The organism is Paracoccus acridae (assembly GCF_014642735.1).
GTDB classification, from domain to species: Bacteria; Pseudomonadota; Alphaproteobacteria; order Rhodobacterales; family Rhodobacteraceae; genus Paracoccus; species Paracoccus acridae.
This window is the reverse complement of the sequence record NZ_BMIV01000003.1, coordinates 343,366-356,651: the sequence shown is the minus strand read 5'-3', so window position 1 is coordinate 356,651 and position 13,286 is coordinate 343,366. Positions and strand designations below refer to the sequence as shown.

The 13,286-nt window shown below is 66.6% G+C and carries 13 protein-coding genes; 2 read left to right on the top strand and 11 right to left on the bottom strand.

Annotated features, from left to right (window positions below; translation table 11 throughout):
• Positions 1-5 precede the first annotated feature (5 nt).
• Positions 6-1,298 (top strand): nicotinate phosphoribosyltransferase, encoded by a 1,293-nt coding sequence (gene pncB / locus IEX25_RS07040; protein WP_188714597.1) that lies wholly within the window; start codon positions 6-8, stop codon positions 1,296-1,298.
• Between the two features lie 5 nt (positions 1,299-1,303).
• Here pncB and IEX25_RS07035 read toward each other — a convergent pair whose 3' ends face one another.
• The 6 genes from IEX25_RS07035 to IEX25_RS07010 form a co-directional block, all read right to left on the bottom strand.
• Positions 1,304-2,743, bottom strand: coding sequence for an inorganic phosphate transporter (locus IEX25_RS07035; protein ID WP_188714596.1), 1,440 nt, complete (start codon positions 2,741-2,743; stop codon positions 1,304-1,306).
• A gap of 10 nt (positions 2,744-2,753) precedes the next feature.
• The gene (locus IEX25_RS07030; RefSeq protein ID WP_229665080.1) at positions 2,754-3,206 is read right to left on the bottom strand and encodes an NUDIX hydrolase; all 453 of its coding nucleotides are present in this window, start codon (positions 3,204-3,206) and stop codon (positions 2,754-2,756) included.
• Positions 3,203-3,625 (bottom strand): alternative ribosome rescue aminoacyl-tRNA hydrolase ArfB, encoded by a 423-nt coding sequence (gene arfB, locus IEX25_RS07025; RefSeq protein ID WP_103172128.1) that lies wholly within the window; start codon positions 3,623-3,625, stop codon positions 3,203-3,205. Before arfB ends, IEX25_RS07030 begins: the two co-directional genes overlap by 4 nt.
• Positions 3,626-3,689: 64 nt before the next feature.
• Positions 3,690-4,547, bottom strand: coding sequence for a carbon-nitrogen hydrolase family protein (locus IEX25_RS07020; RefSeq protein WP_188714595.1), 858 nt, complete (start codon positions 4,545-4,547; stop codon positions 3,690-3,692).
• Positions 4,544-5,128, bottom strand: coding sequence for a GNAT family N-acetyltransferase (locus tag IEX25_RS07015; RefSeq protein ID WP_103171976.1), 585 nt, complete (start codon positions 5,126-5,128; stop codon positions 4,544-4,546). Before IEX25_RS07015 ends, IEX25_RS07020 begins: the two co-directional genes overlap by 4 nt.
• Positions 5,125-5,526, bottom strand: a complete 402-nt coding sequence (locus tag IEX25_RS07010) for a ketosteroid isomerase-related protein (protein ID WP_188714594.1) — start codon at positions 5,524-5,526, stop codon at positions 5,125-5,127. Before IEX25_RS07010 ends, IEX25_RS07015 begins: the two co-directional genes overlap by 4 nt.
• 139 nt (positions 5,527-5,665) lie before the next feature.
• Between IEX25_RS07010 and IEX25_RS07005 the strand changes: the two genes are divergently transcribed.
• Positions 5,666-7,054: a phosphohexomutase domain-containing protein gene (locus IEX25_RS07005; RefSeq protein WP_188714593.1), complete on the top strand. Its 1,389-nt coding sequence runs from the start codon at positions 5,666-5,668 to the stop codon at positions 7,052-7,054.
• Here IEX25_RS07005 and IEX25_RS07000 read toward each other — a convergent pair.
• From IEX25_RS07000 to galE, 5 genes are read right to left on the bottom strand one after another with little or no spacing between them, the layout of a single operon-like run.
• On the bottom strand, positions 7,051-8,448 hold the full coding sequence (locus IEX25_RS07000) for a hypothetical protein (RefSeq protein WP_188714592.1): 1,398 nt from the start codon (positions 8,446-8,448) through the stop codon (positions 7,051-7,053). The two genes, IEX25_RS07005 and IEX25_RS07000, sit on opposite strands and share 4 nt — an antisense overlap.
• Positions 8,445-10,133 (bottom strand): DUF5927 domain-containing protein, encoded by a 1,689-nt coding sequence (locus IEX25_RS06995; RefSeq protein WP_188714591.1) that lies wholly within the window; start codon positions 10,131-10,133, stop codon positions 8,445-8,447. Before IEX25_RS06995 ends, IEX25_RS07000 begins: the two co-directional genes overlap by 4 nt.
• A gap of 53 nt (positions 10,134-10,186) precedes the next feature.
• Positions 10,187-11,179 (bottom strand): glycosyltransferase family 2 protein, encoded by a 993-nt coding sequence (locus IEX25_RS06990; RefSeq protein ID WP_370463838.1) that lies wholly within the window; start codon positions 11,177-11,179, stop codon positions 10,187-10,189.
• On the bottom strand, positions 11,173-12,300 hold the full coding sequence (locus IEX25_RS06985; RefSeq protein ID WP_188714590.1) for a glycosyltransferase family 2 protein: 1,128 nt from the start codon (positions 12,298-12,300) through the stop codon (positions 11,173-11,175). The genes IEX25_RS06990 and IEX25_RS06985 overlap by 7 nt, the downstream gene beginning before the upstream one ends.
• Positions 12,297-13,283 (bottom strand): UDP-glucose 4-epimerase GalE, encoded by a 987-nt coding sequence (galE, locus tag IEX25_RS06980; protein WP_188714589.1) that lies wholly within the window; start codon positions 13,281-13,283, stop codon positions 12,297-12,299. The genes IEX25_RS06985 and galE overlap by 4 nt, the downstream gene beginning before the upstream one ends.
• Between the last annotated feature and the right edge of the window lie 3 nt (positions 13,284-13,286).

Below are 13,286 nucleotides of genomic sequence, written 5' to 3'. Positions count from 1 at the left end.
GGCCGATGGTCGATATCGCCACCCGCGTTTACAACCACAAGTGGAAGATCGACCCGATCGTCCGGTCCCTGATCGACACCGACTTCTACAAGCTGTTGATGTGCCAGTCGATCTTTCGCAACCGGCCCGACACGCTGGTCCAGTTCCAGTTGATCAACCGTTCGACCGACATCCGGCTGGCCGACCTGATCGACGAAGGCGAATTGCGCGAACAGCTGGACCATGTGCGGGGACTGCGGCTGACGCGCGGCGAATCCACCTGGCTGCGCGGCAACACCTTCTATGGCAAGCGCCAGATGTTCCGCCCCGATTTCATGGAGTTCCTGGAGAACCTGCGCCTGCCTCCCTATCACCTGGAAAAGCGCGACGGACAGTACGAACTGACCTTCGAGGGCAAGTGGCCCGAGGTGATGCTGTGGGAAATTCCGGCGCTGGCGATCCTGATGGAACTGCGGTCGCGCGCCGTTCTGGAAACCCTGGGGCGGTTCGAACTGCAGGTTCTTTACGCCCGCGCCATGACCCGCCTGTGGGAAAAGATCGAGGTTCTGCGCACCCTGCCCGACCTGCTGATCGCCGATTTCGGCACGCGCCGCCGCCACAGCTTCCTGTGGCAGGATTGGGCCGTCCAGGCCATGATCGAGGGCTTGGGCGAACGCTTCACCGGCACCTCGAACTGCCTGATCGCCATGCGGCGCGACATCGAGGCCATCGGCACCAATGCTCATGAACTGCCGATGGTCTATGCCGCGCTGGCGAATACGGACAAGGAACTGCGCGAGGCCCCCTACGAGGTTCTGGCCGACTGGCACGAGGAACATGACGGCAACCTGCGCATGATCCTGCCCGACACCTATGGCACGGACGTCTTCCTGAAAGGCGCGCCCGACTGGCTGGCGGGCTGGACCGGCATCCGCATCGACAGCGGCGACCCCGCCCGGGGGGCCGAGACCGCGATCCGCTGGTGGCAGGACCGGGGCGAGGATCCGAAGAAGAAGCTGGTGATCTTTTCGGACGGGCTGGACGTCCAGAAGATCGTGGAACTGCATCACCAGTTCCACGGGCGCATCAAGGTCAGCTTCGGCTGGGGCACATTGCTGACCAACGATTTCCGCGGGCTTGTCGCAGGCGACGGGCTGGCGCCCTTCAGCCTGGTCTGCAAGGCCGTCTCGGCCGATGGCCGTCCCACGGTCAAGCTGTCCGACAACCCCGCCAAGGCGACCGGTCCGGCCGATGAGATCGCGCGCTATCGCCGGGTCTTCGACGTGGGCCAGCAATCCCGGATGGATGTGGTGGTCTGAGGGCCTTACACCCCCGTCACCCACAGCATCCCCAGGCAGCACAGCGCCCCCAGGGCGGCTGTGATCGGCACCGTGACCACCCAGGCCACCGTGATCGTGGCCACATGGCTGCGGCGGATCAGCATCCGGCGGCGGCGTTCCTCGGGCGGAAGGGGGGCGGCGCGCCGGGCGTTGCTGCGCCGGTCCAGCATCTCGCGCACGAAGCCCACGCCGAAGACGCCGCCCACGGCCACATGGGTCGATGACACCGGCAAGCCCAGGCCCGACGCGAACAGCACGATCATCGCGGTAGCCAGCGTGATGCAGAAGGCCCGCACCGCGTTCAGCCGGGTGATCCCCTCGCTGACCATGCCGACCAGGCGGCGGCCGAACAGCAGCGCGCCAAGCGCGATCGTCGCCCCCGCGACGGCCAGCATCAGCAGCGGCACCTGCAACGCCCCCTCCTGCGACGGCGTCAGGATCACCAGCAGCGGCCCGGCGACATTGCCCGCATCGCCCGCGCCATGGGCAAAGCCCATCATCACCGCGGCAAACAGCAGGGGCTGGCGCAGGATCCGCTTCATGCCGGGCTTTTCGCCCGCCTCGACCAGGGTCTGGATCAAGCGGCGGCGCATCATCAGCGCCACGGCAAGACCCGCCCCCACGCCGGGCAGCAGCGCCAGGGGCAGGCGCAGGGACAGGCCGGGCAGCAGGGTCGCGACATAGGCGACGAACAGACCGACCATTATGCCGATCAGCGGCGGCAGCCATGCCTTCGCGGCACGCGCGCGGTCCGGCGCCTCGGCCACGCGGATGCGCAGCAGGGCCAGAAGGGCGCCTGCCAGCACCGCCGCCGCAAAGGGCGTGACGACCCAGGCAAGCGCCATGGCCAGGATCCCGCCCCAGGACAGGGCCGATGCCCCCGCCGCGACCAGCCCCGCCCCCGCGATCGCCCCCACGATGGAATGAGAGGTCGAGACCGGCAGGCTGGCACCGGTGGCGACGGTGATCCAGGCCGCCGCCCCGATCAGCGCGGCCAGCATCATGACCTGGCCCCGCACCCCGTTTTCCAGGACGGCGACATGGACGATGCCGTCGGCCAGCCGATGCGTGACCGCGTGGCCTGCAAGCGCCGCCCCGGCGATTTCGGCCAATCCGATCAGGATCAGGCCCGGCCCGATGGCGATGGCCCCCGCCCCCACGGCCGGACCAAGCGAGTTGGCGATGTCGTTCGCCCCGATCGACAGGCCCAGCCAGCCCGCCACCACGAAGCCCACGCCGGTGGCGATCAGGCCGGGCTGTTGTCCGGTGACACCCAGGGCCAGAAAGATCAGCGCGACCCCCAGAAGGATCGCGGCACCCAGCCGCAGGACGGGACGTATGGCATGGAACTGGGCGGATTCCGCAACGGTGATCCGCCGCAAATCCTTGTCCAGAACGTCGTATTGGCGGTCGGGTGGCGTCATGCCCCCGATGTCAGCCGGACACCTCGGGCAATGCAAGCAGGATTTCCCGCAACCCCGGTTCGGCCACAAGGCGCGCGGCATCCTGGGGCGCGAACCAGCGGCGCCGGCGCTGCCTGGATTCAGGGAAATCGGCTCGTTCGCGGTCCGCATCCATCAGGAAGACCCGGACCTCGACCGGGACGGAATAGCCTCGGTCCTGTTCCTTGTCATAGCGATAGCGGCCCAGTTCGGCTTCATGCATCCGCCCCTCGACGCCCGCCTCCTCCCAGGCTTCGGTCGCGGCGGCGGCGGGCAGGGTCTTGCCCTCCATCGGCCAGCCTTTCGGGATCACCCAGCGGCCCGTGCCCCGGCTGGTGATCAGGACCACCTCGCCCGTCCTGACGCAGCGACAGACGGCGCCGACCTGCATGGCTGGGGGACGGCGCCCGAACAGCATGCCCAGGGAACGCAGCAGGGCGGTCATTCGCCTTCCCCCACCTTGCCGCGCATCGCCTTGACCTCGCCCCGAACGGTCTTGGCCTTCAGGCGGCGCAACTGGCTGCCCCAGGTCGGCTTGGTGGCGACCCGACGCTTGACGGGTTCGGCGGCACGGCCGATCAATTCGGCCAGCCGTTCGCGCGCGATTTCCCGGTTGCGGGCCTGGCTGCGGGTTTCCTGGGCCAGGATCACCACCGCGCCGTCGCGGGTCCAGCGCCGCCCCGCCAGCCGTTCCAGGCGACGCTTCACGGCATCGGGCAGGTTCGGGGACCGCGCGGCTTCGAACCGCAGTTCGACCGCGGTTTCGACCTTGTTGACGTTCTGCCCGCCCGGCCCCTGGGATCTGGTGAACTGTTCGGTCAGTTCCCACTCCTCGATGGTGATGGTGTCGTTGATATGCAGCATGGCCGCAGGATATGGCACGGAATGAGGCCGCGAACAGCCTTTGTCGTCCATAAAACGCAGGCGCTCAGGAAATGGTTTCTGCGCCTTCGCTTTCCGGCCAATGGGCAAAGGGCAGCACCGCGCCGTTCCGGCGGCTGTCCGCGACGCGGGACAGATCGACCTCGGCCATGACCCAGCCGGGCTGGTCCATCGTGCCTTCGGCGATGATCCCGGTTTCCGGCCAGAACCCGTCGGGCGGGCCATAGATCGCCGCCCGGCCCCGGTTCTCGTCCAGGGCGGGCATCCAGTCGCAGGCGCCGACGGTGGGCGACTGGACCACGACGCATTGGCTTTCCAGCGCGCGGGCCATGGCGCCGATGCGCACGCGGTTGAACCCCGCCACGGTGTCGGTGCAGCTTGGCACCAGCAGCAGTTCCACCCCGGCGCGCGCCAGTACCCGGCCAAGCAGGGGAAATTCGCTGTCATAGCAGATCAGGATGCCGATCCGGCCCAGGGCCGTATCGAAGACCCGCAAGCCGGGGGCACCGATCACGTTCCAGTCCTCGCGCTCGAACCGGGTCATGATCTGCTTGTCCTGGTGGCCGATGATGCCCTGGGGACCATAGAGGATCGCGCGATTGACCGGGCGCCGCCCGTCGAAGACGGGACCGGAGGCGCCAAGGATGTGGCAGCCATGCCTTGCCGCCAGGCGCTGATGCACGGCCTGGATCTGCGGCCAGTGCCGCGCGACCTCGTGCAGTGACGCCTCCAGATCGCCCGCGGCGTCGCGCCCGCCCAGCGAGGCAAGCTCCATCGCGCCATATTCGGGGAACACCAGCAGGTCGGCGCCCTGGGCGTCGGCGACCCATCGGTCAAGCTTGGCCTCGTAATCGGCGAAGCTGTCGAACCAATCGATCGGATAGGCGGCGGCGGCGATCTTCACAGGCTTCGCATCCAGAATTGCAGGTCTTTTTCGGTCTCGGCCTTGTCGCCCAGATCCTTCCAGGAAAACTGCGCGACGACGCCGGGCAGCGGCTGGTATCCCCGCTTGCGCCAGAAATCGTCCAGCGGACGGTAACCCGCAGGCCGCGCGGGGTGGTCGGCAGGGCGGATCACGCTGCAAAAGGCGCTGAAGGTCAGGCCAAGATCGCGGGCATGGGATTCGCGCGCGTCGAAGAAGGCATGACCGATGCCCTGGCCGCGATATTCCGGCAGCAGGACCGATTCCGCGCAATAGAAGATCTGGTCCAGCGGTTCGGGCCTGCCTTCGAAGGCGGCGGCGAAATCGGCGGCATGGTCGGCCATGGGCGCGCCGGTCGCCGCCCCCACGACCGCCGTGCCGTCAAGCGCCGCCACGACCACCGCGCCGGGCGACTGATAGGCGCGCAGGTAATCGCGTTCGTAATCGGCATCCCCATCGTAAAGATAGGGGAAATCTCGGAAGACCCGGATCCGCAGACGCGCGACGTCTTCCAGCGCGGCGGCCAGCGCCTCTCCGGTCAGGACGCGCGTCGTGACACTCATTGGCTGACCTGCCGCGTCCAGTCGGCCAGGTTGTAATAGGTGGTGACGCGCGCGATCTTGCCGTCGCGGATGGTGAAGAAGGTGCCGGCGGGCAGGCGATAGGTCTGGTCCTTCGCCTCGGGCAGGCCTTCGTCGGTCTTCAAATAGGTGCCGTTCACCACGAATTCCGCTGCCGCGCGGTCACCCGCTTCATTGGCGAAGATCACCATGTCGGTCAGCGTTTCCTTGTAGCTTTCCGTCATGTGCCGGTTGAAGTCGGCAAACAGCGCCTTGCCCTTGCGGATGCCGCCTTCGTTGACGTGATGCTCCACCTCGTCATGCAGCAGGGCCAGCATCTCGTCGGTGCGGCCCGCGTTGAAGGCGTCGTAATAGGCGGCGATCAGGGTCTTGGTGTCCATGGGCATCTCCTTCGTCGGGAACGTTCTATCGCCCTTCGCGTTGCGCGTCACCTAGACCAGAGGGACCAGATGCGCCTTGAATTTCCAAGGCGTCCTGTTAGCGCTTGGTCAATTCGACTGTTCAGCAAGGATCATGCCCATGAGCGACAAAGGCAATCTCGGCCATCGCGACATCACCTGCTTCAAGGCCTATGACGTTCGCGGCGAACTGGGCAAGAACCTGGACGCGGATGTCGCCTATCGCATCGGCCGCGCCTTTGCCCAGGCCCGCCAGGCCAAGCGCGTGGTCGTGGGCCGCGACAGCCGCGAATCCTCGCCCGAACTGGCCGCCGCGCTGATCGAGGGGCTGACGGATGGCGGCGCCGACGTGCTGGACCTGGGCCTGGCCGGGACCGAGGAGGTTTATTTCCACACCGGCTTCCACGACACCGATGGCGGGATCGAGGTCACGGCATCCCACAACCCCATCAACTACAACGGCATGAAGATCGTGGGGCGCGGGTCGGCCCCGCTGGATCCGGCGACCGAACTGCCGCCCATCGTGGAACTGGCGACCGGCGGCAGCTTTGCGCCCGCGACCAAGGGCAGCGTCACCGATTTCAGCGGTGCCCGTGCGGATTACGCGCGTGCCATGGCGGATTTCGTGGACGTGTCGGTCCTGAAGCCGATGAAGATCGTGGTGAACGCCGGCAACGGCACCGCCGGCCCGACCTTCGACGCCATCGCCGCCGAACTGGAAAAGCGCGGCGCGCCGCTGACCTTCGTGCGGATGCACCACGACGTGGACAGCAGTTTCCCCAACGGCATCCCCAACCCGCTTCTGGACGAGAACCAGCCCCCCACCGTGGAAAAGGTCAAGGCCGAGGATGCCGATCTGGGCGTGGCCTGGGACGGCGATTTCGACCGCTGCTTCTTCTTCGACGAAAACGGCCGCTTCATCCCCGGCGAATACATCGTGGGCCTGCTGGGCGCGGCCTTCCTGGAAAAATCGCCGGGCGAGAAGATCGTCCACGACCCCCGCGTCATCATGAACACCCGCGCCATGATCCAGGAAGCCGGAGGAGAGCCTGTGGTCAGCAAGACCGGCCATGCCTTCATCAAGCGCAAGATGCGCGACGTGGGCGCGATCTATGGCGGCGAGATGTCGGCGCATCATTACTTCCGCGACTTCTATTACTGCGACAGCGGCATGATCCCCTGGCTGCTGATGATCGAATTGCTGTCGCGCAAGGGCAAGACCCTTGCCGAACTGCTGGAGGAACGGATGCGGCTCTACCCGTCCTCGGGCGAGACGAACTATCACATCGACGACCCCGATGCGGCGATCGCCCGGCTGATCGAGAAATACGAACCCCAGGCGCACGGCCGCGACGACCTGGACGGGGTGTCGCTGGATTTCGGGAACTGGCGCTTCAACCTGCGCAAGTCGAACACCGAACCGGTGGTGCGGCTGAACCTGGAAGCGGATGGCGATATGGCCCTGGTCCGCGAAAAGCAGGCGGAACTGGCCGCCCTGCTGCAAGCCTAGGGCATCAGGTCGAAGCCGAAGGTGACATAGTCGCGCCCGTATGCCGCCTGCGCGGCCTCGGCCAGACCGGGGTCGCGCAAGGCGTCGGGCACCTGCGGTGGCTGAACCCCGTCCAGACGGGCGTTCTTGACCCCCGCCGCGCGGGCAAGATGGTCCAGATCCTCGGCCAGCCGATCCTCTCGCACCACCATGTCTGGCAGGGCAAAACGGGCAAAGCCCGCCAGAACCTCGTTCTGGCTGGCCCAGGCAGGCTGGGTGGGCAGCGATGTCTGCCCATTCAGGTTCCGGCGCAGGAAGGCCAGGAAATCGGCAAAGACGGCGATGCGCGCGTCCCCCGCCAGACCGGGCAGCGCGTCCTCGGGCGGCAGGGCGACCCGGTGCAGGCGGCGCAGGACCTCTCTCTGCTCGGAATTGCCGCGTGTCAGAAGGATGTCGAAGGCTGTCCAGGCCCGCAGCAACGGATGGCGCAGGACGGTAAAGCTGCGGTGGCCCGGCCTGGCACGCTTCCACTGGCGCAGGGTCGATTGGGTGAAATCCCCCTGGGTCGCCCCCAACCTGCCCAGCCAGTCCCGCACGGTCCGTTCCGATCCGCCCCTGACCGGCATGAACAGCAGCCCCCGCCCCCCGTCCGCCGCGACGAAGCTTGGCACCGCCGGTCCGCGCCGGGGTTCGAACAGCGGCAGGCGATGCAGCAGGAACGGGTCAATGTCCTGCAGATCGGCCTGCATGGCATCGAAATTCGCGACCTTTCGCGCCAGTTCCTGCGGGTTCTGGGGCACTTGGTCGCGGGCGGGTTCCACCCGGTCCAGATCGCTGCGGCCCAGCCAGTGCAGCAGCCCGGTCATCACGGCGGCATCGCGCAGGTCGTCATAGTCCAGGTGAAAGGCCACCTGGCCCGTCGCCTGCAGGCGGCCGACGACATGGCTGCGGAATTCGGCCATGGCCGACAGCATCTGCCGGAACTCGGCCCCGTCATAGGTGATGCGGGCGGGGATCGGCGTTTCCGTCTCGTTCAGCTTCCACTGGTTCGTTTCCCAGGCCAGCCGGGTCGAGACATAGCTGTCCAGCGGATTGCGCGTCAGGATGATCTTGGCGCAGCGGCGGTCCTGGATGATCGGCTCCAGCACCCGCGGATCGTGGTCGTGGAAATAGCGAAAGCCCGGCAGATGCCCCGGCCGGTCGGTCAGCTTGGCCAGCAGCGGCAGGGGGTCGGCCTCGCGCGCCTCGCGCGTGACGCCCAGCATCTCGTCCTTGTCGGGCCAGCCCATCATATAGGGGTTGAACGCCTCGCCAAAGCAGGTGACGCCCTTGACGGCGTTCAGCGTCGCTTCCAGCAGGTTGGACCCGGTGCGCATCTCGGCGAAGATCACGAAGCTGCGGAATCCTTCGGTCATTCGGCGGCCTCCCTTTCGGTGGTCAGAAGCTCGACAGGGGGCAGATCCTCGCCCGTCAGGCGCGGGCGCAGGCCGGAATTGCGCAGCCGCCGCAGCATCCCGTCCAGCCCGGTCAGGTCGCGCATGGCGGGCAGCGTGGTGATGGGCAGGGAATGAGGGTCGATCTGCAACAGGAAATCCTGAAGGATCGTCCGGGGGTTCAGCAGGAATTCACCCAGGTCGTGGTGGTGCAGCCTGGCCCGGACCCAAAGGGAATTCAGCACGTCCAGCTGTTCCAGTTCGATCCGCTGCAATTGCGCGAAGATGCGGCGCACGTCGTCGAAGGGCATCCCGGAATGCAGCAAGGGCAACTTCCACGCGCCGGACACGACCAGCATATGCGCATGGGGATCGGTCGCCATGAACCAGTTCAAAGCCTGATTGTCGCGCGGGCTGAACTGGAACACCTGCATCGGGTCCGCAATGCGGATCAGGGATGTCAGGAAGCCCTGCGGGTCGCGGTCGCGGATCAGCGGATCAGACGAGATCGCCCCCGGCCCGACGCGCGGGCGCCCGGCGAATTCGGCTCCCTCGGGGCTGAACAGGTGGCCATGGACATGGCAGGACAGATGCCCCCGCAGCCAGTCCTCGAAGCCGGGAAAGATGTCGGTCAGCCCCTGGATCACCGCATAGGGGGCCGAGGTCTTGCCGTTCTCCGCATCCTTGCGGGGAAAGCGGCTTTGCATGTAAAGCCCCGGCCTTCCCAGGACGCGCCGGCGCACGGTTTGGTTGATGATGCGGGAAATCCGCGCCGGCTGGGGCGGATCGACCTGCGGGCGCCCTTCGTCGGGCAGGGGAAAATGCGACAGCAGATGCGCGGCGCCTGGCCAGACCTTGCGTGCGACGAAGCAGCGCGATTCGGCCAGCATGGCGACATGGTCGTCGTAAAGGCAATAAGGCCGGCCGGCATGGTCGAACTTGGCCATGGTCAGCGACCAGCTTTCCACCGTTGTCGAATGCAGCCGCACCAGGGTCTGGAAATAGCTTTCGTCGGGTATCCAGACAAGGCGGAAGAACCGGTCGAACTCTGCCCGCCGCGGATCCTCCAGGATCGCGCGCAGGGTCCGCGCGGTCAGGCACCACCATTGCGACCCAAGATGCGGGGACAGCCCGGCCGGCATCCGGCGGCGGATGCCGCGCCTGCGCTGCCAGGCGACGAAGCGGTCGAACAGCCAGCGGTGCCGTTTCCAGTCGAAGGGAAAGAACAGGGTGAAGCGTTCGTGGTTCAGACCGCCGACGGTCCAGCCCACGTCGTGGGTGCTGACGCTTTCGATATGATCGCGATCGGGATCGGCCGCCAGATAGGCGGTCAGGTCCGATATGGGCCGCAGCGGCAGGCATGCCCCCGAGGCGAGATAGACATGGGTGGTGTCGGGGAACCGTTGCAACAGTTCGGCGGCGGCATCCTGGGTCGCGCGGACCAGGCTGAAGCGCCCCCAGGAACAGCGGTGGCGCCTGCTGAAGATGATCTGGTCGCAATCCTGCAACGACCGGCGAAGCCCGGCGACCTTGGCAGCCGACACCTTGGCATCGACATGAAGCGCCACCCGCGCCCCGCCGCTTGTCCAGATCCGCGCCAGCCGCGCCACCAGATCCAGATCGCCATGGCAAAGCAGCACCACGCCAAGGCGCACCGCCGCCTTCATGCCCAGTTCCCCCGGGAAATCAGGCCCAGATCCTCGAGCTGTTGCCAGTCGCGCTATTCGCGCGATTCGCTGCACCACAACTGGACGCCGCGATGCAGGCCGGCGTGATAGGCGCGGTATTCCTGGCTGCCGCCGTAATGCTGTCGGCGGTCCAACTCCTCGGCCGACTTGGCGGAAAAGCTGGACAGGAACTTGGCATGCAGCAGACAGCCCGAGATCAGTTCGCCCCCATCCTCGTCATAGACAAGGTTCAGCCCGCGCGGCAGCAGCATGTGCGTGGAACTGACATAGGCATAGCGCGCGCTCCACTTCACCAGCGGGATCTTGTTCAGCGCCGGTCCCGCCAGGGGATCGTGGGTAAAGAAAGCCCGCGTTCGCGGCCCGCCCTGGATCCACAGGTTGCCGAAATACTCGTTCTTCTGGATCGAGTAGTTGGCGGGGTCGAACCAGCGGGCCACGTCGAAAGGATCCTGGCCTTCGGCGCAGACCGCATCCTCGATCGCGCCCTTGGGATACATGTCCAGAAGCATCGCCGGAAAGGACCGGCGCCCGATCGCATCCAGCCAGCTGGTCAGCGCCGCCAGGGGACGCTGGTCATGATGCGGATAGACCAGGAACTCGTCGGGATCGACGGTCAGGCACCAGTGCCCCCGGCCATGCCTCAGCAACAGCCAGTTGATCCAGTCCATCCCGAAACGCGCAGCCTTGTAGCCGTGATCGGTCCACCACAGCGACACATCCGGCTGGGCACACAGATAATCGCCGCTGCCGTCTTGGCTGGCATTGTCCACGATCAGGAAATGCCGCACCCCCATGGCCCGATAATAGGACAGGAACCAGGGCAGCCGCGCCCTTTCGTCCCGCAGGGTGACGAAACACAGGATATCGCCGCGTTCGATCCGGCGCGTGCGGTCGGAGATCGCGCGCAAGGCGGTGCGGCTGCGCAGGCCCCGCGCGATCAGGCGCTGCCGTTCCGCGCGCCGGCGCAGGCGACCGATGATCGGAAGCGCCCCCAGCCTTCTTCGAATCCCCGCCCCTGTCACCACCTGTAATGCCTGCAGATCAAAAATACATTGCCGGGCCGGATACACGCCCCTGGTAAAAACACCATTAACAATTCAACCGTCACCGGGGAGCCATTGTCCCGCCCCATCAGCCCGAGGCCAAGAAGTTGCCCCCATCCCTCGTACCTGACCGAACCTTCGTGCCAGAGGGTCGGGGCCTCGGCGATGGCCGCGTGATAACCGCGATACTCCTGTGGGGCAACGAAATGTTGGCGCCGGACCAATTCCTCGGACGCACGGGCGGGGCTGTCGGGCAGGAACTTGCCATGAAGCAGCACTCCGGACAGGCGGGGGTCGCCGGGACCGTCATATTCGTCGTTCAGCCTGGGGGGCAGCAGCGAATGGGTCGAATTGACATAAACGTATCGCCGGTTCCAGCGCACCAGCGGCAGCTTGTTCAGCGTCGGACCCCGGTCGGGGTCGTGGGGAAAGAAGACCCGTTCCCGGACGCCGCCATGCAGGATGCGGTTGCGTTTCGGGGCGACCACGCGGCAGCGATAAGGGGACGGATCGAACCAGGGCAGCCGTTCGGTCAAGGTCGCCTGCGGACCCGCATCGGCTCGATCCAGCGGCCCGCGCGGATACAGATCCAGCATCATCGCACCCATCGCAGGGCGCCCGACCGCGTCCAGGTGGGCCGTCAGTTCCGGCAGCGGGCGGCGGTCCCAGTCGGGATAGACCAGCAGTTCATCGGCATCGACTGTCAGGCACCAGTGCCCATGCCCATACCGGAAAAGCAGCGCGCCCAGCCAGGTCATGCCGAACCGCGCCGCCCGATAACCGCCTGCCGCACGCCACACAGACACGTCCGGCTGATCCCTCAGGAAGCCGTCGGTGCCGTCGGTGCTGGCATTGTCCACGATCAGGAAGGCCGTGACGCCCAGGCGGCGGTAATGGTCCAGAAACTGCGGCAGGCGCAGCATTTCATTGCGGACAGTGGCAAGGCACAGGATGTCCCCCGGCCGGATCGCTGCCGTGCGGTCGGACAGCGGGGTCAGGTCGCGCGCGGCACGCAGGCAGCGCCACAACAGCTTTCGCCGCTTCCAGCGCAGCCGCCAGGCCGACCAGGCCCGGCGCCATGCGGGGGGCCTGTCGGCAGTCACGCCTGATAGGATCCGTTCTGATGCCACCGCCAGGCATCCCCGATCATCTGCTGCATGGTGGACCGCAGGGGTTGCCAGCCCAGTTCGGCCTTGGCCCGCGTGCTGCCGCAGACCAGCTTGACCGCATCGCCCCCCCGGCGCGGGCCATCGACCATCGGCACCGGGCGGTTGGTGACATGGCGGGTCGCGTCCACCACCTCGCGCACCGAAAAGCCGTCGCCGGTGCCCAGGCAGAAGACCCGGCTGCCCTTGCCGGCACGCAGCCATTCAAGGCCCCTCACATGCGCATCGACAAGATCCATGACATGGACGTAATCGCGAATGCAGGTGCCGTCGGGGGTGGGATAGTCGGTCCCGTGAACCGTCAGCGCCGCGCGCTTGCCATCGACCGCATCCAGGATCAGCGGGATCAGATGGGTTTCGGGGCGGTGATGTTCGCCGACCTCGCCTTCTGGATCAGCGCCTGCCACGTTGAAATAGCGGAAGATGACCGAGCGCAGCCCGTGCGAGGCGCCGAAATCGACCAGCATGTCCTCGATCGCGCGCTTGGAGGCGCCATAGGCGTTCAAAGGCGCCTGGGGGGTGTCCTCGTCCAGAACCTCTCCGTCACGGTCGCCATAGGTCGCGCAGGTGGAACTGAAGACGAAATCCAGGCAGCCCGCGTCGATGGCGGCCTCGATCAGGTTCAGCGATCCGCTGACATTGTTGCGCCAGTATTTGCCGGGTTCGGCCATCGCCTCGCCCACCTGGCTCAGCGCGGCGAAATGCAGCACGGCGGCGGGTCGGTGTTCGGCGAATGCCGCATCCAGGGCCGCCCGGTCCAGAAGGTCGGCCTGCACGAAGGGCCCGAACTTCACCGCATCGCGCCAGCCTGTCGAAAGGTTGTCCAGCGTCACCGGCACATAGCCAGCCGCACCCAGGGCCTTGCAGGCGTGCGAGCCGATATAGCCCGCACCCCCCGTCACCAATACCGTCCGGGACATGGA